General features: G+C 73.8%; 15 protein-coding genes. 9 read left to right on the top strand and 6 right to left on the bottom strand.

What is annotated here, in order from left to right:
• Positions 1 to 45: 45 nt before the first annotated feature.
• Positions 46 to 525, top strand: a complete 480-nt coding sequence (locus GA0074696_RS23430) for a sigma-70 family RNA polymerase sigma factor (RefSeq protein WP_231925130.1) — start codon at positions 46 to 48, stop codon at positions 523 to 525.
• 120 nt (positions 526 to 645) lie between these two features.
• Positions 646 to 3,468, top strand: coding sequence for an AfsR/SARP family transcriptional regulator (locus GA0074696_RS23425; protein ID WP_088963095.1), 2,823 nt, complete (start codon positions 646 to 648; stop codon positions 3,466 to 3,468).
• 42 nt (positions 3,469 to 3,510) lie between these two features.
• On the opposite strand, the gene GA0074696_RS23420 is transcribed toward GA0074696_RS23425, so the two are convergent.
• Positions 3,511 to 6,846 (bottom strand): S8 family peptidase, encoded by a 3,336-nt coding sequence (locus GA0074696_RS23420; protein WP_088964753.1) that lies wholly within the window; start codon positions 6,844 to 6,846, stop codon positions 3,511 to 3,513.
• Between the two features lie 247 nt (positions 6,847 to 7,093).
• Here GA0074696_RS23420 and GA0074696_RS23415 point away from each other — a divergent pair, with 247 nt between their 5' ends.
• The 4 genes from GA0074696_RS23415 to GA0074696_RS32025 all read left to right on the top strand — a co-directional run bounded on the left by GA0074696_RS23415 (position 7,094) and on the right by GA0074696_RS32025 (position 9,933).
• The gene (locus GA0074696_RS23415) at positions 7,094 to 7,858 is read left to right on the top strand and encodes an SDR family oxidoreductase (RefSeq protein ID WP_088963094.1); all 765 of its coding nucleotides are present in this window, start codon (positions 7,094 to 7,096) and stop codon (positions 7,856 to 7,858) included.
• Positions 7,859 to 7,947: 89 nt separating this feature from the next.
• Positions 7,948 to 8,943: a zinc-binding dehydrogenase gene (locus GA0074696_RS23410; protein WP_456238169.1), complete on the top strand. Its 996-nt coding sequence runs from the start codon at positions 7,948 to 7,950 to the stop codon at positions 8,941 to 8,943.
• A gap of 113 nt (positions 8,944 to 9,056) precedes the next feature.
• Complete coding sequence (locus GA0074696_RS32030; RefSeq protein WP_231925129.1) at positions 9,057 to 9,377, top strand: hypothetical protein; 321 nt, start codon at positions 9,057 to 9,059, stop codon at positions 9,375 to 9,377.
• Positions 9,378 to 9,384: 7 nt separating this feature from the next.
• Positions 9,385 to 9,933, top strand: a complete 549-nt coding sequence (locus GA0074696_RS32025; protein WP_231925128.1) for a hypothetical protein — start codon at positions 9,385 to 9,387, stop codon at positions 9,931 to 9,933.
• Here GA0074696_RS32025 and GA0074696_RS23400 read toward each other — a convergent pair.
• From GA0074696_RS23400 to GA0074696_RS23380, 5 genes are all read right to left on the bottom strand, one after another.
• Entirely contained in the window at positions 9,839 to 10,780 is a 942-nt protein-coding gene (locus GA0074696_RS23400; protein WP_197700769.1) for a TerC/Alx family metal homeostasis membrane protein, read from the bottom strand. The two genes, GA0074696_RS32025 and GA0074696_RS23400, sit on opposite strands and share 95 nt — an antisense overlap.
• Before the next feature lie 238 nt (positions 10,781 to 11,018).
• The gene (locus GA0074696_RS23395; RefSeq protein WP_088963092.1) at positions 11,019 to 11,765 is read right to left on the bottom strand and encodes a cellulose binding domain-containing protein; all 747 of its coding nucleotides are present in this window, start codon (positions 11,763 to 11,765) and stop codon (positions 11,019 to 11,021) included.
• A gap of 55 nt (positions 11,766 to 11,820) precedes the next feature.
• Positions 11,821 to 12,201 carry a DUF742 domain-containing protein gene (locus GA0074696_RS23390; RefSeq protein WP_088963091.1) on the bottom strand — a complete coding sequence of 127 codons (381 nt, stop codon included), beginning with the start codon at positions 12,199 to 12,201 and terminating at the stop codon, positions 11,821 to 11,823.
• Positions 12,202 to 12,420: 219 nt separating this feature from the next.
• Positions 12,421 to 14,985, bottom strand: coding sequence for a helix-turn-helix transcriptional regulator (locus GA0074696_RS23385; RefSeq protein ID WP_197700768.1), 2,565 nt, complete (start codon positions 14,983 to 14,985; stop codon positions 12,421 to 12,423).
• Entirely contained in the window at positions 14,982 to 16,256 is a 1,275-nt protein-coding gene (locus tag GA0074696_RS23380; RefSeq protein ID WP_088963090.1) for an Hsp70 family protein, read from the bottom strand. Before GA0074696_RS23380 ends, GA0074696_RS23385 begins: the two co-directional genes overlap by 4 nt.
• Before the next feature lie 301 nt (positions 16,257 to 16,557).
• Between GA0074696_RS23380 and GA0074696_RS23375 the strand changes: the two genes are divergently transcribed.
• The 3 genes from GA0074696_RS23375 (at position 16,558) to GA0074696_RS23365 (ending at position 20,910) form a co-directional block, all read left to right on the top strand.
• Positions 16,558 to 17,475: an IniB N-terminal domain-containing protein gene (locus GA0074696_RS23375; RefSeq protein ID WP_088963089.1), complete on the top strand. Its 918-nt coding sequence runs from the start codon at positions 16,558 to 16,560 to the stop codon at positions 17,473 to 17,475.
• A gap of 115 nt (positions 17,476 to 17,590) precedes the next feature.
• Positions 17,591 to 19,444, top strand: a complete 1,854-nt coding sequence (locus tag GA0074696_RS23370; protein WP_088963088.1) for a dynamin family protein — start codon at positions 17,591 to 17,593, stop codon at positions 19,442 to 19,444.
• Positions 19,441 to 20,910, top strand: coding sequence for a dynamin family protein (locus GA0074696_RS23365; protein ID WP_197700767.1), 1,470 nt, complete (start codon positions 19,441 to 19,443; stop codon positions 20,908 to 20,910). The genes GA0074696_RS23370 and GA0074696_RS23365 overlap by 4 nt, the downstream gene beginning before the upstream one ends.
• Positions 20,911 to 20,959: the final 49 nt, after the last annotated feature.

The raw sequence follows: 20,959 nt of genomic DNA, 5'->3' as shown, positions 1-20,959 counted from the left end.
GTGCTCGGGGCACTCGACGAATCACCGGTCGGCCGGGCTGAGCGGATGACCGCGCTGCATGCGGACCACGCCCGTGCCGTGCTGCGTCTCCTGCTCGTGCTGACCCACGGCCAGCGGCAGACCGCCGAGGACCTGCTCCAGGAGACGATGCTGCGGACCTGGCGGCACCTCGACTCGGTGCCGGCCGAGCCCGATGCCGCCCGCCGGTGGCTCTGCACCGTCGCCCGGCGGCTCGTCATCGACGGCGTCCGGCTGCGGCGGGGCCGCCCGGCCGAGGTCCATCTCGTCGACATGACCTGGATCCCCGCCGGTGACGACACCACCGGCAGCGCGCTGGCGTCGCACGCCATCCGGCACGCGCTCAGCCGGCTGAGCCCGGCGCAGCGCAGTCTGCTCTCCGAGGTCTACCTGGTCGGGCGGTCACCGGCAGAGGTCGCGGGCCGGCTGGGCGTGCCGATCGGCACGGTGAAGTCCCGGACCCACTATGCGCTGCGCGCCCTGCGCACCGGGATCCAGGCGGCCTGAGCAGGGACGACTCCGTCGACCGGTGGTCCGGCCGCTGAGTCGAAGCTCACATTGCCGCAGCGCGTCCGTCGGGCGGCGCGGGCCCTGCCATGCTATGGCGATCGTGGCAACCAGCCCTGTATGGATCCCATCGAGATGACCACCCCGCTCTCCTTCGCCCTTCTCGGCCCCGTGCGGGCCTGGCGCGGCCAGTCCGAGATCGACCTGGGCACCCGGCAGCAGCGGCTGATCCTGGCGTTGCTGCTCGCCCGGGCCGGCGGCGCGGTCAGCGTCGCCGAACTCGTCGACCTGCTCTGGGCGTCCGACCCCCCACCCAGCGCGGTCAACGTGGTGCACCGGCACGTCGGGATGCTCCGGCGGCGGTTCGAACCGGGCCTGCCGACGCGGGCAGCGGGCTCGGTGCTGACCCGCGACGGCGCCGAATACCGACTGCGGATCGACGGGGAGTCGCTCGACCTGCTGCACTTCCGGCGCCTGGTCGCCCAGGCCGCCGGCAGCTCCGGCGAGCCGGCCGTCGAGCTCTACCGGGAGGCGCTGGCGCTGTGGCGCGACCGGTGCGCCGCGGGCCTGCAGACCGGCGGCCGGGCCCATCCGGAGTTCGTCGCTGTCGACGGCGAACGGTTCGCGGCCGTCCGGGCGGCGACCGACGCCGCCTTGCGGGCCGGGTGCGTCCACGCGGTGCTGCCCGCGATCCGGCTGGCCGCCGAATACGAGCCGCTGGATGAGGCACTGCAGGCGCGGCTGCTGCTCGCGCTCGCCGCGGACGGCCGGCGGGCCGAGGCCCTCGCGGCTTATGCCGACATCGAACACCGGCTCGCCGACGAACTCGGCATCCAGCCGGGCGGCGACCTGCGCGCCGCCCGGGACACCCTGCTCGACCACGACGCCCCGGCCGACGGCTCCAGGTCGCGGCGCGCCGTCGGACGCGTCGAGCTGGAGTCGTCGCCACCGACCCGGGCCGAGCCGCCGGCGCAGTTGCCGGCCGACCACCCCCACTTCACCGGCCGCCGCGACGTCCTGGCCGCCGCGGCGGAGCTGCTGGCCGGGGACCGGCGGACCACCGCGCTGGTCATCGACGGAATGCCCGGCGTCGGGAAGACCACCCTCGCGGTGCACCTGGCCCACCGGTTGGCCGCCCGCTACCCCGACGGGCAGTTGCACGCGGACCTGCGCGGTTTCGACTCCGGCGACTCGGTGATGACACCGGCGGAGGCGCTGCGCGGTTTCCTGTGGTCCCTCGGGGTCGCACCCGCCGCCATCCCGGCCGAGCTGCACGCCCAGGCCGGCCTCTACCGCAGCATCCTGGCCGAGCGTCGGATGCTGATCCTGCTCGACAACTGCCGTGACTGGGACCAGATCCGGCACCTGCTGCCCGGCACCGGGGGCAGTCTCGTCATCGCCACCAGCCGCCGCCGGATCACCGGCGTGGCCGGCCAGGCGGGCGCCCACCCGCTGCACCTCGACCTGCTCACCCACGCCGAGGCCCGCGAGCTGCTCACCCGGCGGCTCGGCGACGCGGCGGCCGCCGACCCGGCCGCCGTCGACGAGATCATCGTGCGGTGCGGCCGGCTGCCGCTGGCCCTGGCGCTGGTGGCCACCCGCAGCGTCGGCCGGCCGGGGCTGAGCCTGCCCGCGGTCGCCGGTGAGCTGGCCGAGGCCGACGGCCGGCTGGCCGGCTTCGGGGACACCCACGCCGACCTGGAGGCGATCTTCTCCTGGTCCTACCGGGCCCTGACTCCCGAGGCAGCCCGGCTCTTCCGGCTGCTGCCCCTGCACCCGGGCGGGGAGCTGAGCGCGGAAGCGGCGGCCGCCCTGGGCGGCCTGTCCCTGCGCTGCGCCCGCGGCCTGCTCGCCGAGCTCGGGTCGCAGCTGCTGGTCCAGCCCGGCAACGGCCGGTGGCGGATGCACGATCTGCTGCGCGCCTATGCCGTGGAGCTCGGGGAGGTGCACGACGACGCGGCCGAGCGGGACGCTGCCATCGAGCGGGTCTACGACTATTACCAGCTCAGTGCGTACGCGGCGCATCTGCCCCTGCAGCCGCAGGTGCCGCTGCCGGAGCCGGAGCCGTCCGAGCGCGGGGTCACCGGGCGCGGCCACACCGGCCGGGCCGACGCGATGGCCTGGTTCGCCGCCGAGCAGCGGGTGCTGACCGCCATCGTCGCGCGGGCCAAACAGCGCGGCCGGCCCCGTACGGCCTGGCAGATCGCGTTGGCCCTGCAGAACTTCTTCCAGGACACCGCGCAGTTCCGGCAGTGGGCGGCAACGATGAGCACCGGCCTCGCCGCGACCGGGGACGACCCCGCCGCCCAGGCCCTGCTGCACCGCAGCCTCGCCGGCGCCTGCTACTTCCTGGCCGATCTGGACCGCGGGCTGTCGCACCTGCAGCACGCCCGGGCGCTCTTCGAGCGGCTCGGCCGGCGCAACGAGCAGGGCCACGCGGAGAACAACATCGCCGAGATCCGGCTGGACCAGCGGCGCTACCACGAGGCGATCCGGCATGCCGAGGCCGCGCGGGCGCTCTTTCGCGCCGAGGGCAACGTGCGGGGCGCCACCAACGCCCTGCTGGTCATCGCGCGGGCACAGGGCTGGCTCGGCCGGCACGCCGAGGCGCTGGGCATGTTCGTCGAGGCGCGGCGGCAGTTCGAGGCCCTCGGCGACCTGCACGGGATGGGCACCACGCAGGCCTGGCTGGCGCACACGTACTCGATGATCGACGACCTGCCGCACGCGATGGCCACCTGGCAGCAGGCGATCGACATCTTCCGCGACGCCCGGGCCACCCACCACACCGCGGAGGTGCTGGTCTCCATCGGCGACTTCCACTCCGCCAACGGCGACCCGGTCCTGGCCGGGCAGGCGTGGAGCGAGGCCCTCGCCGAGCTCGACGGGACGGACTCGCCGATGGTCCGGCGGATCCGCGACCGGCTGCTCTGGCACCGGTGACCCGGACGCGGCGCCGGTGGGCGCCGCGTCCGGGGGCCGTTCTCAGTAGCGGTAGGCGCGGATGACGGTCTGCTTGACCGTGTTACCGCTGGTGTCCGTCGCGGCGGCCCGTAGCGAGACGAAGCCGGTGCCGGCCGGGTTGTGCACCCAGGCGACGGCCTGCTCGCCGGACCGCTGCACGGTCAGTTGCCGCCAGGTCTTGCCGTCGTCGAAGGATGCCTCGACGGTCAAGGCGGTGGTCTGGCCCGGCGCCGCCCCGACCTGACGGTCGAGCGAGACCGGGATCGCGAACAGCCGGTTGGCCGGCGCCCGGTTGTTGATGTTGAGCTCCGGGGTGTACCGGATCGCCGTCATCGGCAGCTTCACCAGTTCGCCGTCGCCCACGTGCCCGGACTTGAAGGTCCACTCCGCGTCGACCACCGTCGACAGGGTGAACGCCGGGTCGCTGCGGAAGGTCGCAGCCAACCGGTAGTCACCCGGCTCCGCAGGCACCTCCCACACCCAGGGCGCCTGGTTCGCGTCGCCGACCTTGACCCCGTTGCGGTAGAGGTTCACCTCGACGCTACCGCCGCGGACATGCCGGAAGCCCATGTGCCCGGTGCCGTCGCCGTGCAGCGGCCCCGGCCCGCCGATCAGGTCGCCCCAGTAGCGGGTGGCGAACTGCTGGCCGAAGTTGGGCTCCGGGAAGACCGGCCCGGCCACCGCGTTGGCCCACTTCACCGTGTACGTGCGCCCGGGCTGGAAGCTGGTCCACGGCGACTGGTAGTACGTGTACCTCAGCTGGGCCGAGGTCGACTGCCACACCGCCTGCTTGTCCTGGTTGTAGTACTCGGTGATGGTGCTCGGCACGTCGTAGCTGAAGCTCGGCGGGACGCTGCGCTCGTCGCGGTAGATCGGCGAGTTGCCGGGCGCGTGCGCGACCGCGGTCCGGGCGACCGGCACGCCGGCCACGTCCGCGCTGATCTGGGAGCGGACCGTGGCGAAGTCGCCCGCGCCCAGCTTGCGGGTCAGCCCGGTCATCATCTTCTGCGGCTCGTAGAGGTAGACCCGGTAGGCGTACGGGCTGTTGTGCAGGCTGCCGTCCTGGGCCACCTGGCCCCACATGCCGTTGACGTAGGAGACAAAGCCGGGCGTCTCGCCGGCCCCGATCTGCGCGGTCCGCAGGTATTCGAAGGGGATGTTCATCAGCACGCCGTACAGGTCGTTGCTGCCCCAGATCTGCGGCTGCTCGGTCCGGATCGTCCAGCCGAACTCCTGGTGGACCGCGGTGGCCTTCGAGTTCGGCACCGACACCGCGATCGGCTTCGCCAGGCGGGCGTCCATGGTGAGCGCCTGGTCCGTGGTCAGGTCGAGGCTCGGGCGTACCAGCGTCGTGACGTGCGGGAGGAACGGGTCGCCGCTCACCAGATAGGTCTGGACCAGGTAGCGGCCCGCGCGGACCCGGTACCTGGTGGTCGCGGGGTCGCCGAGCACCAGCATGGTCTGCCGGTCCAGGTCGGTCAGGACGGTCACCCAGCCCTGCTCGGGGGTGGGCGCTCCGCCGTCCGGCCCGACCAGCTTGAGGGACAGCTGGTGGCGGGCGATGTCGAGCGCGACCGGGGTCTGCACCTGCACACCGCCGCTGGTGGCGGTCACCTCACCGCCGAAATAGCGGTCGGGCAGGTCGGCGCCGGCCTGCACGGTGACGGTCACGGTGGCCGTGCCGCCGGCCGGGACCGTCACCGAGGAGGCGCTGAGGCTGAACAGGCCGGCCGGCGCCGGGGCGCCGTCGGCGTCCTTGGCGTCGAGGGAGACGGCCAGGGTCAGGGCGGAAGAGCCGCTGTTCGTGTACGTGACCGTGCGCTGCTGCGCAGCGGTGGTCCGCTCGAAGGCGGCGCTGACCGGGCTCGCCGTGACGGTCTGCTGGATCGCCCGGGCGACGTCGAGGAAGCCCGCGCCCTGCTCGTAGACACCGATGCCGGCGTTCGGCTGCGCGGCCGCCATCAGCGTGGACTTGATCCGCTCGGGCGTCCAGTCCGGGTGCTGCTGGGCCAGGATCGCCGCCGCGCCGGCCACGTGCGGAGTCGCCATCGAGGTGCCGGAGAGGCTGGCGTACTGCGGGTTCTCGTCGTTCGGCCACAGGTCGGAGGTCGAGCTGCGGGCGGCGACGATGCCGACGCCGGGTGCGGTGATGTCCGGCTTGATGCCGGCGTCGCCGGTGCGCGGACCCCGGCTCGAGAACTCGGCCAGCTCGCCCGTCTTGCTCACGGCGCCCACGGTCAGCGCCTCGGCCACGCCGCCGGGCGAGTTCACCGTGGAGTCGCCCGCCATGCCGGTGTTGCCCGCGGCGACGACGAAGAGCACGCCGTAGCGGGAAGTGAGGTCGGTCAGGGCCGCCTCGATCGGGTCGATCTCCGGGTCGTCCTGGCCGCCGAGGCTCATGTTGGCGACCTTGACGCCCTGTTCCGCCACCCAGGTCATGCCGGCCAGGATCGCCGACTCGGGGCAGCCCTCCGCCATGCACACCTTGGCGCTGTAGAGGGTCGCGCCGGGCGCCATGCCCTGGTAGCGGCCCTGCGACGCGGCCGCGGTGCCGGCGATGGTGGAGGCGACGTGGGTGCCGTGGCCGACCCGGTCGAGAGCGTCCGGGTCGGGGCTGAAGTTCTCCGCGGCGGCGACGCGGCCGGCCAGGTCGGGGTGGGTCTGGTCGACCCCCGTGTCGATCACACCGACCTTCACCCCCGCGCCCGTCCAGCCGGCCTGCCACGCCTTCGGCGCGCCGGTCAGCGGGACGCTGACGTCGAGGGTCGGGTGGCGCAGTCCGTCGAGCCAGATCTTGTCGAACCCGGCCCGCAGCTGCCGCTCCGTGCCACTCCCGGCGGACGTGACGTTGTTCCAGAAGGACACCGCATCCGCGCGGTTCTCCGCGACAGCGCTCGCCCCGGAGAGCTGCCGGGTGGTCCGGGCGCCGGCGAGGCCGGCGGCGGCGCCGCTGCCGTGCTGGACGATGAGCGGCAGGGTGGCCCGGGTGTCGTCGTAGCCGAACTCGACCAGCTTCGAGATGTCGAAGAGCCGCGCGTCGAGCTTTCCCCGGTTGAGCAGGCCGACGGCGTCCGCGGGGATGACCCGCACGTCCTTGCCGGCGCTGTGGGCGAGGAACGGGATCCGTTCCCGTCCCTTGCCGGGCACCACGTCGACGGTCGTCTGGCCGTTCACGGTGCCGAGATGGACGGTGTCGCCGGTGAGCAGAGTGACCGTCCGGGGCTGGGCCGCGACCTTGGGTGTGGTCGCCGGCTGCGCGGCCGTGGGCTGCGCCGATGCCGGCGCACCCCCCGGAGCCACCGCCGAGACGCCGAGCACCAGCAGTGCCAGCGCCGATATCTTGCGAACTGAACGCATCATTCTCCCTGGATGAACGCGAGAGGTATCCGGGTGCTCCGGACGTGACCGGCGGGTGAAAGTTCATCCGTTGTGACCTGGGTCACTGTCCTGCCCCGACCGCGGGCATCCTGATTCGCGCCGCGCGGCACCTCGACCGCCCCTACGCTGTAGCTCAGGCGAGGCCGTAGACCACCGCGTTGTCATCGCATCGAGCCCGCTCGGACGTCCGCCGCGCCTCGTACCGGTTCTGAGACAGGAGCGCACCATGCGGGTGGCGGTCGCCGGCGCATCCGGCAACATCGGGTCCCACACCATGACGGCCCTGCAACGCCACGGCCACGACCCGGTACCCATCAGCCGGTCGCACGGCGTCGACCTGCTGACCGGTCAGGGACTGGCCGAGTTCCTCAGCGACGTCGACGTCGTCGTCGATGCGATCAGCGCGCCACCCGCCGACCGCGAGGCCACGATGATGTACTTCGCCACCACCACCGAGAACCTGCTGACAGCGGAGCGGCAGGCGGGTGTCCGACACCATGTGTTGCTCTCGATCGTCGAGGTACACCGCATCGCGGGAACCGCACACTATTCCGGCAAGCGCGAGCAGGAGCGGCTGGTGTCCACCGGACCGGTGCCGTGGACCATCGTGCCCGCCACCCAGTTCTTCGACTTCGCCGCGACGGTGGCCGGCTGGACCGAACGTGACGGCACCGCCTACCTCGCGCCACTGCTCGTCCAGCCGATCGCGCCGGCCGATGTCGGCGAATTCCTGGCCGAGGCCGCCGGTGGATCACCGCAGGGACGCCATCCTGGTATGGCCGGCCCCGATCGTCACGACCTCGTGGACATGGCCCGCCGGACCCACCAGGCGATGGGACGCGACATGAAGATCGTCCCCACCTGGGAGGCGATCCTCGGCCCGGACATGGCCGGAAACGTGCTGTTGCCGGGACCGGATGCCCGGATCGCACCCACGACCTTCGACGACTGGCTCGCGGAGCAGGAAGCGGAACGAGTACGGCCAGGTTGAGAACGCATCGAGGTTCGGTAGCCGCCCAGAAGCCGCCCGGGTGGCAACCCAGTCACGCAGCGTCCGCCTGACGCCTCGTCGAGGACGGCGTGGAGAGTCATGCTTGCCGCAGTGCTTCGAGAGTTCGGTACCCCGCTGAGGGCCGAACAGATCGACCAACCCGTCGCCGGCGCCGGTCAGGTGCTGGTGCGTGTCATGGCCAGCGGGGTGAACCCGCTCGACACCAAGATCCAGCCGGGAGGGCCCCGCACGCGCGCATCGGACTGCCGGCGGTGCTCGGCCTGGACCTCGCCGGCGTCGTCGCCGCGCTGGGCCCGGAGGTGACCGGCTTCGAGCTGGGCGATGAGGTGTACGGGCTCACCGGCGGGGTGGGCGACCTGCAGGGCTCGCTGGCCGAGTACGCCGCCGTGGACGCCCGACTGCTGGCGCGCAAGCCGCGGACGCTGTCGATGCGTGCGGCCGCCGCGCTGCCGCTGGCCGTGATCACCTCCTGGGAGGGGCTGGTCGACCGGGCCGGGGTCCGCGCCGGGCAGAAGGTACTGGTCCACGGAGGTGCCGGCGGCGTCGGCCACGTCGGCGTTCAGCTTGCCCTGGCCCGCGGCGCCGAGGTGTACGCGACCGGCGCGCCGGCGAGCATGGGCGTAATCGAGAGCCTCGGCGCGGTGCCGATCGACTACACGTCGACCAGCGTCGAGGAGTACGTCGGCAGGTACACCGCGGGTGAAGGCTTCGACATCATCGCCGACAACGTCGGCGGCGCGACACTCGACGCGTCGTTCGCCGCTGTGCGTACCTATCACGGGCACGTCGTCAGCGCGCTGGGCTGGGGGTCGCACTCGCTCGCGCCGCTGTCGTTCCGGGGCGCGACCTACTCCGGGGTGTTCACCCTGCTACCGATGTTGACCGGGCACGGTCGTGAGCACCACGGCGAGATCCTGCGGGAGGCCGCGACCCTGGCCGACGCCGGGGCGCTGCGGCCACGACTGGACCCACGGCGGTTCACGCTCGACACGGTCATGGACGCCCACGCGCTGGTCGCCGGCGCCACCAGTGCCGGCAAGGTCATCGTCGACATCGACGGCTGAGCGACGAGGACCGGGCCCGGCCGCCGCCGGTGGCCAGGGGCCACCACCAGCACCGATCGTTCCCTATCGTGCCCTCGTCCGGCCACCCGGCCGGGCGCCACGGGGGAATCGCCATGAACCATCGCACCACGCTGTTCACGCTGGGTCTGGCCGGCGTCCTGCTCGTCGCGGGTGGGTGCACCGGGTCGGCGGAGCCCACCCGGGCCGAGCCGACGGTCCGGGCCGGAAGGGCCACCCCGTCTCCGACGCCCGACACCGCTCGGGTCGAGTTGGTCGAGGCGTTGCAGCGGTCGCAGGGCGTCGCCCACCGGTACGCGGTGCGCGGCGACCTGCCCGAGGGAGACCGTCAAGGGCACCGGCGTCTTCGACCCGAAGGCGCGCCGCTTCCTGTCGACGATCGCGGTCACCGGCGGGAAGTACCCCTCGGCGGGTAGCCGGATCGTGATCGGGACGGACAGCTACGTACGGCCGTCCGACGAGAAGGACTGGGTGCACGTCGACCTGAAGCGGGTGAAGCGGGACGACCCCTTCCTGCGCTTCGACTGGGCCGACCCGACCGGCCTGAAGACGTTCACCTCGACGATCACCTCGGTGCAGCGGACCGGCCCGCACTTTTGGACCGGCCGCTTCGACCCCGACGGTGCGAACGTGCAGTCGTTTCTCCCGGTGGGCGCGCCGAGCATCGTCTCGCTCGGTATGCCCCTGTCGCCGTTCACGATCACGACCGACGACCAGGGCTGGGTCACCTCGATCAAGGTGGAGCTCACTCCCAGCGCGGGCCCGAAGCTGACGATGACCACCACGATGAGCGGCCACGGGAAGGCACCGCAGATCAAGGCGCCGGCGCGGGCCGGGAGGCGGCCGACTTCTACTACGTCAGGTGACGCGCAGCGCCTCAGCCGCCGGCGTGGCGGCGCCGGTCCCGGCGGGCCGCCAGCACGCTCCAGCCGATCGACACCGACAGGGTCAGTACCACCACCAGCAGGGTGAGCCAGAGCGGCAGCGTGCCCACCGGCGTCTCGGCCAGGATCAGCTTCGCCCCGGCGAACGCCAGCAGCACCGCCAGGCCGTAGCGCAGGTGGCCGAAGTGCCGCAGCAGTCCGGCCAGACAGAAGTAGAGGCTGCGCAGCCCCAGCACGGCGAACGCCGTCGCCGTCCAGACGAGGAAGGTGTTGGTGGTGATGGCCAGGATCGCCGCCACGGAGTCGATCGCGAACACCACGTCGGTCGCCTCGATCGCCACCAGCGCCACCAGCAGCAGCGTTGCCCGCCGCCGGCTGTCGACCCGGACGGTGAACCGGTCGCCGTGGTACCGCTGTTCGGTCGGTACCACCCGTCGGAAGAACCGGACCACGACGTTGCGGTCGGGGTCGACGTCGGGCTCGCCGCGTACCGCCAGGCGCCACCCGGTCCAGATCAGGAACGCCCCGAGCACGAACCCGGCGAAGGTCAACCGGTGCAGCAGTTCCGCTCCGGCGAAGATGAAGACCAGTCGGAACGCGAGCGCGCCGACCACACCCCAGAACAACACCTTGTGCTGGTACTTCTCGGGCACCCGGAAGTAGCCGAACAGCAGCGCGAAGACGAAGACGTTGTCGACGGAGAGCGCCTTCTCCAGCAGGTAGCCGGAGTAGTACGCGACCGCCGGCTCGCCGCCCCACCCCACCCAGACGATCAGGCCGAAGGCCAGTCCGGCGGCGATCCAGACGCCGCTCCAGATCAGCGCTTCCCGTAGCTCGATCACGTGGTTGTCGCGGTGGGAGAGCACGTCCGCCGCGAGCATGACGGCGATAACGGCCCCGATCGCGGCCCAGGCCCAGAGCGGAGCCGGGAACATGCCCGGGTCCATCAGACGCCCTCCGCATCCACCAGAGGAATCGACGGCGGCTGTCGCCGCCGTGCAGCCGGATCAGGCAGGCGGCTGCCGTGCGAGCGGAGCGGTCAGGTGTTCCGTTGCCGCGACGCAACGTCGCTGAGCCTAGCCAGCGATCACGACGCACCGCCGTCCGCTCGGTCGGCGTCACCCGTCCGGGGCGGCCCGCCGCCGATGTCACCGGCCGGCGAGCCGGCAGCCGTCAGTCGGGCAGGCCGGTGCAGGCCGCTCCGTCGATGGTGCAGGCCGTGGGAGTCGAGCTGATCGGCGCGCCGCTGACCCGGAAGGTGACCTGGACAGAGCTCTCGGCGGCCACCTCTGCGGTCGTCCCGTCCGGCACGAAGGTCCAGATCGCGCCCTCGCGGGTGGCTCGGGCGCCGGTGACCGAGGAGACTTCGAGGGATTCCCGAGGCAGCGTGATGACCAGGGTCCAGTTCGTCACCCGCGTCCGACCGGCGTTGCTGATGGTCACGTCGGCGCCGTAGCTGAACAGGGCCCGCTCCTCGATGGCGAAGGCGGCGCGCAACGCCGCCGGGCTGCTCGACCCCGCCGCCGACGGGGTGCGCGCGGACGGCGCCGTGGCCGGCGGGGCCGCCGCGGCGACCGGCGGGCCCGCCGCGGCCGTCGTCCGCCTCGCCGCCGCCGGGCTGGAGGCGGCCGGCCTGGCCTGCGGGTCGGGCCCACCGACCGCGGGGTCGGTGGGCAGGGCGACGTCCGGCGGCGGGTCGAGGGCCACGGGAGCCAGCCGCTCCGGCGTCCGCAGGACCAGGACGACGGAGGCCGCCGTCGCGACCAGGACCACCAGCGAGGCGGCCAGCAGGACCCGGGTACGCCGGGACGAGGCCCCGAGGCCGCCGATGGCGCGCCGCACGTGCCCGGCCAGGGCCACGATCCGGTCGAGCAGGATGACCGCTACGGTCCGCCGTGGCTGAGGCGGTGATGACGGCACGTGCTCTTCTCCCTCAGATCCTTCACCGTCGCTCGTCCCCGGCCCACGCTGTAGGTCACAGCGCCTGGAGCCCGGTGAGCATCGCTTCGAGTAGCTCCCGGGACGGCAGCTCGGACAGCGTCGGCGACACGTGCGTCTCGATCAGCCCGGCGTCCAGCAGCTCACCGAGCAGTACCCGAACCGTACCCAGCGGCAGGTCCAGTTGCGCGCCGACCTCCGCCACCGACAGTGGACGCCGGCACAGCTCGAGGATTCGCGCCTGTTCGGGAAAGAGCGGCGTGGCCGCGGGAACCGCAGCCCGGGCCACGACCACGGTCATGAGGTCGAGATGCGGGCCGTCGTCCGCGCCGGTCGCGCGGGTCACCACGTACGGCCGGACCAGGAGCCCGGCGTCGTCGTCGTACCACGCCTCGTCAGGGTCGTCGGCGGTCGGCATCGGGGTCTCCGCTCATCGCCGTCGAGGACCGTTCCAGGTCGTCCGGGGCGCCATTGTGGGGGATCATCTGTCGTCCTCTGCTGCGGGTCGTGGTGGCGTCTGCGGGGGGTCGGCGATGTCGAGCCGGGGCGGCGGTCCACCGTGGGCCGCCGCCAGCGCGGCGAGCAGGGTCCGCATGCCGTGGTCGCCGCATGCCGTGGTCGCCGGTGCGGGGCCGGCTCACGAAACGGACCGTTCCGGCCAGGGCTGTCCGGCCGCCTGGCGCGACCGGTCGGCCAGGATCGTCCGCAGCAGGGCCAGCAGCTCCGTCCGGTTGGCGCAGTCCAGCCGGGACCGCATCCGGGCGACGTGGTGCTCGACGGTCTTGGCGGAGATGAACAGCCGGTCCCCGATCTCCCGGTAGGTCAATCCGGCCAGCACCAGCTCCGCGACCTCCCGCTCCCGGTCGCTGAGCCGGTGCGGGGCCGGGCCGGCGAGGGCGTCGACGGACGCCGGCTGCTGCCCGGGCTTCGCCCCCGCCGGCCGACCCTGCAGCATCCGGGCGCAGTCGAGCAGCGTGGTCATCGCCCGCCGGTCCGAGGTGCGGATCGCCGCCTGCCCGGCGAGGCGGGCGCCGTCCCAGCAGAGTCCGGCGTCGTGCAGGCCGCGGGCGGCGGCCTCCACCCGGACCGGGTCGACCATCCCGCGCAGCACGTCCACCCAGGCGGCGGCGGCCGCGGCGACCACGGCCGCGTACCGGTTGTGGTCCGCGGCGGCGAGCAGGGCGGCCACGTGGCCGTCGGCGACCGCCGGCTCCTCGGCCAGGATCGCCGCGTGCAGTCCGCTCCAGTGCAGGGGCGTGCTCCACAACGGCGGGTCGCCGAGGCGGGCCAGCAGCAGGTGTGCCTCCCGCAGGTACGGCTCCAGCCGGCCGAGGTCGCCCAGCCGGGCCCCGGCGATGGCCAGTTCGCCGAGCGGCAGCAGTGTGAACAGGTCGACGGGGTGGCGGACGACGGCCTCCAGCGCGTGCCCCCATCGGCGCTGGAGCGCGCCGAGGTCGCTGTTGCGCCGGGCGATCCCCAGCTCCAGCGCGGAGGCGAAGAGCAGGTCCCGCGACTCGAGCGGCCGACCGTCGCCGGTCACCGCAGCGAGGTGGTCGGCCGCGACGACGGTACGGCCCCGGACCATCGCGATCCACGCCTGCAGCAACCGGTGGCGGCGGGCCAGCAGGGGGCCGCCCGTCCCGCTGGTGGCGGCGCGGTCGAGTACCCGCTCGGCGATGTCCAGTTCGCCGCAGTGCAGGCCGGTCAACGCGGCGAGCGCCGCCGGGCTGTCCGGCAGGAGCGCCGCCCGGCCGGCCGGCTCCAGCAGTGCGGCCGCCTGCACGAGGGTGGAGAGCGCGGCGGTCGGTGGGCCGGCGACGCTGTCCCGGATTCCCTCGGCCATCAGCCGGGCCGCGCTGGCGTGCAGGGTGGGCGGTCCACCCGCCCGGTCGTCCCCGGACGGGGGCGTCACGTCGGCCGGGCGGCCGACGGCGAGCGCGCCGACGGCGGCGAAGGCCTCCGCCGAGGCCGTACCCGACCATCGGTACAGCTCGACGCCGCGACCGACCTGACCGCGGTGCGCCAGCGCGGTCGCGGCGACCACCGCCGCCTCCGCCCGGTCGGCCGGCGCGGCCGTCGCGAGGAGTCGGTCGGCCAGCCGGAGAGCGGTGTCCAGGTCGCCGGCGAGGGCCGAGGCCACGGCCTGCCGGACCGCGGCCGGCTGTCCGGCGGCCGTCGCCGCCGCGAACAGCTCCGCTGCGAGGGCCGGCTCGCCGGCCAGCGCCTCCTCCGCCGCGGCCTCCAGCGTCGGCGCCGGACAGTCGGCGGCCACTCCCGCCGAGTACAGCGAGCGGACCAGCGGAAGCACCGGCCCACCCCGGGCGAGCTGCAGCTCGGTGAGCCGCCGCCACACCGCGCCGCGGTCGGCGGCCGGGCTGAGCGCGGTCACCGCGCGCCGCACGATCGGGGCGAGCCGGCCGTCCGCGCCGAGCAGGCCGGCCGCCCGGGTCGCGGCGATCAGCTCGTCCACCTCACCCGGCTCCCGGCCGAGCAGCGCCCCGAGCAGGTCCACCGGCAGCGGTACGCCGGCGGCGACGGCGAGCAGGAGCCGCCGGACGTCGGGCGCCAGGTCCTCCAGGTCCGGTCCGAACTGGAGGACGGCCTGCCGGGGCGGCTCGGTCGGGACGCCCGGCGGGATCTCCTGCCCCCGCAGGCCGCGGACCAGCCGCTCGACGTCGCGGGGGACGCCGGCGGCCTGCCGGTGCACGAAGTCGACCAGGTCGGGCCGCCGGTCGACCTCCGGCACGCCGGTGAGGTAGGCGGCGGTCCGCTCGCGGGTGAACGGGGTGAGCAGCACCAGGTGGCCGTCCCGCCGAAGCGCGTCGGCCAGCCCGACCAGCGCCGCCGGCCGGGGCCACGGCCGGTAGCCGACGATGAGGCGGTGCCGGCGGGTGACCACCAGTTCGCGCAGCACCCGGAGCCGGGCGTCGTCGAGCAGGTGCGCGTCGTCGACCACCAGCACGGCGTCCGGCTCGATCTCCTCGGGTCGGTCGGGGGCGCCCTCCAGCACGGTGCTCCCGGCCCGCCGGTAGACCCGGGCCAGCTCCTGGAGGTACGCGCTGCGGCCGTGGCCGCCCGGCCCGGTCGCACCGAGCGCGAGCGGCGCGTCCGGGTCGGCCGCGACCGCGTCGAGCAGGGCCTGCGGCCCCCGGTCCAGCACCAGCCGGGACCCGGTGCCGCTGCTCATGATCATGGTGGTCATCCTTCCCGTCCCCGGCCGCGGGCCAGCACCAAACGAGAGGCCTTCGGCAGTTCCAGCGGGGTGATCCGGACCGGGGGACGGGGTGGTGGCTCGCTGCGGGCACAACGGTCGTGCTCGGGTGCACGCTGCGCCGGGACGGCCGGCGCGGCGGCCCGTCCGGTCTCGACGGCCGGGGCGGGCCCGCGGTCCGGCTCCGGCCGGCGCGGGCGGGGCGACACCACCTGACAGGCGGCCAGCGCCGCGCCGGTGGCTGCGGTCAGCTGCGGATCGGGCTCCACCTCCACCGGTACCGGGAAGGCCGCGGCGAGCAGCTCGACGACCAGGGGGATACGGGTGGAGCCGCCGGCGAGCAGGACGCCGTCGAGCTGCGCCGGCAGCAGCCCGGCGGAGTGGACGGTCCGGGTCAGCAGCTCGACGGTCGCCTGCACGGCCGGCCGGATCATGTCCTCGAACCGCACCCGGCTCACCGGCACCCGGACCGGCCCGGTGGGCAGGGTCAGCAGCACGTCGGTCTCCGTACCGACGGTCAGGTCCCGCTTGGCCCGGTCGCACTCGGGCAGCAGCGCGCGCAGCGTGGCGTGCGTCTGCCGAGGTCCGGCCGCGGCGAGTTCCCGGGCGAGCACGGTACGCACGTGCTCGGCCAGCGCCTCGTCGAAGTCGGCGCCGCCGATCCAGTCCAGCCCCTGCGGCAGGCCGAACGTCTCGTAGGTGCCGCGGGGGGTGCGGCGGACCAGGGCCGCCTCGAAGGTGTTGCCGCCCAGGGCGTAGACGGCCGCCGTGCTGCCCGGGAAGCCCCGTGCCGCGTGGCTCTCGGCCACCGTGACCGTACGGGGCAGCAGCGTCACGTTGTCCAGGCCGAACTGCCACAGCGCCTCGTGCAGCAGCTCGCGCCGGTGCCGACCCCAGCCTGCGGGGTGGCTGAGCACGACCGCCTCGGCGGGCTCACCCTCCCGGTCGAGGACCCGTTCCACCACCCACGCCGCCAGCAGCGCGGTCAGCATCTGCGGCGGGCAGGCCTCGCCGCCGAGCAGCAGGGGTACGTCGTCGCCGACCCGGCGGACGAACCCGCGTGCGGTCCGGCTCCCGTCCTCGACGGACGGTTCACCCACCACCAGCGTCCCGTCGGCCGCCAGGTGCAACACCGACGGTACGGTCACCGACCCGCCGTCCAGCGCGACCACCTCGGGTCGCGCCCAGGTCGCACCCCGTCGCCCGGCCACGCTGGCCGCGGTGTTGGTGCTTCCGATGTCGATCCCCAGGACGTACGGCATCCGCAATCTTCCTTCACCGTGAGTTGGCCGGCCGGTGGCGACGGTGTCGGCACGTGCGGCGACCCACCCCCGGCGACACCCCGTGGGCTCCTACGTTCGTACCAGAGATCGCTCCCGGATCGGGACCCTAAATCTGGCCGGCCCGGTTCCCCCAGTCCCCCTAACGGACGAGGCGGTGGGCACCCTAATCGGGCGGGGCGGATTGCGGGCCGATCCCCGATGACCCATGCCGGCCCGCGGTCATAGCGTCCCTGTCGACGATCACGGTCGCTGACGCCAACGTCCGAGGAGAAACCGGCACATGGACCAGACCCTGCACGACTTCGTGCTCAACCTGCTGACCAACCCTGACGCCAAGTCGGCGTTCGACCTCGACCCCGAGGGCGCGCTCCAGGCCGCGGGGCTCACCGACATCACCGCCGCCGACGTGCAGGACGTGGTCCCGCTGGTCGTCGACTACGCCCCGGTGCACGGGCTGGCGCCGGTGGCCCCGGTGGCCGGGCAGCTCGGGGTCGACCCGTTGCTGGCCGACACCACCGACGTGGTCGCCCAGCTCCAGGCCGTGCCGCAGGACATCACCATCAGCAGCTCCTACTCGGGAGTGGACGTCAAGGCCGGCGTGCTGGGTGCCATCGCCGTCGACCCGACGGGCGTCGCCGCCGGGGCGACGCTGCTGCCCGGGATCGGCCTCGGCATCGGGCCGGGCGGCATCCAGACCGACGTGACCGGCGTGCACGACGTGGCACACACCCTCGACGCCGACGTGGTGGGCCCGGTGAACACCGTGGCCGACCCGACGGTCGGTGACGTGGCCGGCATCGCCGGCAACCCGGACGCCCTGCTCGACGGCACCGACGCCGGCCTGCTCGGCACCCCGGACGGCCTGCTCGGCGGCCCGCTCTCCGGCACCCACGGCCAGGTCGGCGGCGTCGTCGACTCGCTCGGTGTCGACGACACCCTCGGTGGGCTCGGCGTGACCGACACCCTGGGCGGGCTCGGCATCAGCGACTCCGGCGGCCTGGTCCCGCAGGTCGACGTGTCCTCCACGGTGGGCGGCGTGACGCACCAGGTGGACGGCGTCATCTCCGGCGTCACCGGCACGGTGGGCAGCGTGACCGGTGACGTCAATGGCGGGGTGAGCGGCGACTCCGGGGTCCACGCCGATGCGTCCGCGTCGGCCGGCGGCGGGCTGCTGGGTCTCGGCGACGGTCTGTTCTGATCAGGGTTCGGCGGGACCGGAAAGCCGGATCGCCACTGGTGATCCGGCTTTCCACCTGTTCCTGCTCAATTCACCACTTGATAATTAATCCGAAATCCGCACACTTGGTGCGGTGATGGCGGGGATCTGGCTGGACGTGCTCGACGGGATCGCCCGCACGTGCCGCGAACACGGGCGGGCGGACCTGCTCCAGGCGGTCCGGCAGAAGCGCGCCCAGTTGCTCGACCCGAAGCTGCGCGTCCTGGTCGTCGGCGAACCGCACCAGGGCAAGAGTCAGCTCGTCAACGCGATCGTGAACGCGCCGGTGTGCCCGGTCGGCGACGGCCGCACCACCGTCCTGCCGACCGTGGTGCAGCACGCCGAGGTGGCGTCGGCCACGGTGGTCCAGGCGGCGTCCGCCCCCGGGCGACCCGCCGGCGCCTCCGTCCCGACGACCGCCGAGCGGACCCCGGTACCGCTCGACCAGATCGCGGCCGGGGTGGGCGGCACGCTGGGGCGCCGATCCGGTGGCGGGCCGGCGTACGTCGAGATCGGACTGCCGCGCGCGCTGCTCGGCGCGGGGCTGGTGCTGGTGGACACGCCCGGCACCGACGAGGTGGCCCTGCTCGGTGCCGGCGCCTCGGCCGCCGCGCTGAACCGCGCCGACGCGGTGCTGGTCGTCTCCGATTCCACCCGGGAACTCTCCGTCGCCGAGCTGAACATGCTGTTGCACGTCACCCGGTCGCACCCGAACGTGGCGGTGGTGCAGACCAAGACCGACCTGGTGCCGGACTGGCGCGCGGTCGCCGAGCGCAATCGGCAGCACCTGGCCGAGGCGGGCGTACCGGCGGCGCTGATCCCGGTCTCGGCGGCGTTGCGCCTGCGTGCGGCGGTCAGCGACGACCACGGGCTCAACGCCGAGTCGGGCTTCCCGCAACTGATCGCCCGGCTGCAGCGGGACCTGGCCGGCAAGGGCGACGTGCTGGCCCGGGCCTCGGTCGCGGTGATCGCCCGCACCGTGGTGGAGCAGCTCGCCGCGCCGCTGCGCGCCGAGCTGGAGAGCCAGGAGGCGGAGGACCAGTCCGGGCCGATCTCCCGGCTGCACGCGGCCCAGCGCGAGGTCGACGAGCTGCGCCGCTGCTCCACCCGCTGGCAGAACACCCTGGCCGACGAGATGGCCGACCTGCTGTCCGACATCGAGTACGACCTGCGCGACCGGACCCGGCAGATCCTGCGGATGGTCGACGAGGCGTTCGACACGGCCGACCCGCTGGTCTCCTGGGACACCTTCCAGGAGTGGTTGCAGCGCAGCCTGGTCGAGGCCGCCGAGGCCAACCACGAGTGGTTGGCCCAGCGCTGCGACTTTGCTGCCCGGCGGGTCGCCGGCAACTTCGCCCGGTACGGCTACGACGTACTGCCGCCCTGGTCCATGGCGGTGCCGGCGGATCTCGTGGACCGGCTGCCGGAGATGGAGCGGCCGACCATCGACCGGTTCACCGCGAGCCAGAAGGTGATCACCGGCATGAAGGGCTCGTACGGCGGCCTGCTGATGTTCGGCCTGGCGATGACCCTCGCCGGCATGCCGATGATCAATCCGGTCTCGATCGGCGCCGGCGCGCTCTTCGGCGGCAAGAGCATCCGGGACGAGAGCAGGCAGTTGCTCCGCCGCCGCCAGGCGAGCGCCAAGACGGCGATCCAGCGGCACGTCGACGACTTCTTCGTCCGGACGACCAAGGACTGTCGGGACACCGCCCGGCAGGTGCAGCGGATGCTCCGGGACCACTTCACCGCGCTGACCGAGGAGTTGCAGGAGGCCATCGTCCAGTCGTTCCGTACCGCGAAGCGGGCCGCCGACACCGACGCGGCCGCCCGCGAGCAGCGCCAGCGCGAGATCCGGCTGAAGATGAGCCGGCTGGCCGCCGTCTACGAGCAGGCCCAGCAGTTGACGGCCGCCCGGCCCGCCCCGGCGCCGTTGGAGCCCCGGGCATGACGGTCGGCCTGCGGCTGGACGAGGCGGTCTGGGGGCTGCTGCACCAGGCTCTCCAGCTCTACCGGGACAACCCCCGCGCGACCGGCCACCTCCGGCACCAGCTGGCCCGGCTGGAGCAACCGCTGCGGGTCGCGGTCGCCGGCCCGTGGCGGTCCGGCAAGTCGACCGTGCTGAACGCGATCATGGGCGAGGAGGTCGCGCCGATCGACGGCCCGGACGGCAGCGGCATCTTCACCTGGTACGAGGACGGTCCACAGCCGCGCGCCACCGCCTACTCCGGCAGCCAGCCCCCGCAGGAGCTGACGGTGCTCAAGTCGGCGACCGGGATGCGGGTGGACCTGGTGGGCCGGCGGGAGGGCGAGCTGCGCGACATCGTGGTGCAGTGGCCGACCCGGGCGCTGCGGCAGGTCACCCTGATCGACACGCCCGCGATCATCGGCGCCGACGAGCACGGCCGGGCGCCGGTCATGGACCGGGTGCTGCGGGACGCGGACGCGGTGCTGTACCTGACCCGCGACGGTCGCGGTACCGACCTGCGGGTGCTGGAGTCCACTCGGGACAGCCGGGTCGGGCAGGCCGCCCCGGTGAACGTGATCCTGGTGCTGTCCCGGGTGGACGAGACCGGCGGCGGACGGATCGACGGGCTGCTCACCGCCCGCCAGCTCGCCCGACGGCAGCACCGCGACCCCCGGGTGAACGCCCTCTGCGTCAACCTGGTGGCGTGCAGCGGGCTGCTCGGGCTCGCCGGACGGGTGCTCAGCGAGTCGGACCACGCCGCGCTCGCGCAGCTGGCCCAGGTGTCGCGGGAGGAGCTGGACCCGCACCTGCTCTCCGCCGACCGCTTCGTCCGCGCCGAGCTGCCGGTACGGCTGGACACCGAGGTACGCGCCGCGCTGCTGAACCGGCTCGGCCTGATCGGGGTCCGGCTGGCGACCACCCTGGTCCGTACCGGCTGCGACAGCCGGGGCAAGCTGGCCGCCGAACTCATCCGGCGCAGCGGCCTGACCGAGCTGCGCGAGTCGATCAGCCGGTTCTTCGTCGACCGACGGGACACCCTCAAGGCGCGCTCCGCGCTCGCCGCGGTGGAGGCGCTGCTGCAGGCCGAGCCCGGCCCGGGCACCGGGGAGCTGCTCAGCGCGGTGGAGCAGATCCTCGCCGGTGCGCACGAGTTCCGGGAGCTGCGCCTGCTCGCGGCGCTGCGGACCACCCGGCTCGGGTTCCACGCGGAGCTGGCGGCGGAGGCGCAGCGCCTGGTCGGCGGGGACGGGGTCGGCCTGCCCGCCCGACTCGGCCTGGAGCACGACGCGCCCGTACAGCGGCTCTGGGAGGTCGCGGCCGACGCGCAGTGGCAGTGGCGCAACCGCGCGGAGGATCCGCTGCTCCGGCTTTCCCAGCGGCGCGGCGCGCAGGTCGTCGTCCGCAGCTGCGAGGGGATGCTCGCCGAGCTGGCCGAGGGAGGCCGGTGACGGGTCGCCGGCCGGTGGCAGGGTTCGGGGCGCCCGGCGGTTCGCCGGG

Origin of the sequence: Micromonospora purpureochromogenes, assembly GCF_900091515.1 — a bacterium.
GTDB classification, from domain to species: domain Bacteria; phylum Actinomycetota; class Actinomycetes; order Mycobacteriales; family Micromonosporaceae; genus Micromonospora; species Micromonospora purpureochromogenes.
This window is presented reverse-complemented; position numbering and strand designations above follow the sequence as displayed.

Bases quoted from the DNA above. Each gene is read 5' to 3' on its own strand.
- GA0074696_RS23400 (WP_197700769.1), bottom strand. From the start codon at position 10,780: ATGTTCCCGGCTCCGCTCTGGGCCTGGGCCGCGATCGGGGCCGTTATC.
- GA0074696_RS23415 (WP_088963094.1), top strand. From the start codon at position 7,094: ATGCGGGTGGCGGTCGCCGGCGCATCCGGCAACATCGGGTCCCACACC.
- GA0074696_RS23380 (WP_088963090.1), bottom strand. From the start codon at position 16,256: ATGCCGTACGTCCTGGGGATCGACATCGGAAGCACCAACACCGCGGCC.
- GA0074696_RS23370 (WP_088963088.1), top strand. From the start codon at position 17,591: ATGGCGGGGATCTGGCTGGACGTGCTCGACGGGATCGCCCGCACGTGC.
- GA0074696_RS23385 (WP_197700768.1), bottom strand. From the start codon at position 14,985: ATGACCACCATGATCATGAGCAGCGGCACCGGGTCCCGGCTGGTGCTG.
- GA0074696_RS23375 (WP_088963089.1), top strand. From the start codon at position 16,558: ATGGACCAGACCCTGCACGACTTCGTGCTCAACCTGCTGACCAACCCT.
- GA0074696_RS23430 (WP_231925130.1), top strand. From the start codon at position 46: ATGACCGCGCTGCATGCGGACCACGCCCGTGCCGTGCTGCGTCTCCTG.
- GA0074696_RS32030 (WP_231925129.1), top strand. From the start codon at position 9,057: ATGAACCATCGCACCACGCTGTTCACGCTGGGTCTGGCCGGCGTCCTG.
- GA0074696_RS23420 (WP_088964753.1), bottom strand. From the start codon at position 6,846: ATGCGTTCAGTTCGCAAGATATCGGCGCTGGCACTGCTGGTGCTCGGC.
- GA0074696_RS23390 (WP_088963091.1), bottom strand. From the start codon at position 12,201: ATGCCGACCGCCGACGACCCTGACGAGGCGTGGTACGACGACGACGCC.
- GA0074696_RS23365 (WP_197700767.1), top strand. From the start codon at position 19,441: ATGACGGTCGGCCTGCGGCTGGACGAGGCGGTCTGGGGGCTGCTGCAC.
- GA0074696_RS23425 (WP_088963095.1), top strand. From the start codon at position 646: ATGGATCCCATCGAGATGACCACCCCGCTCTCCTTCGCCCTTCTCGGC.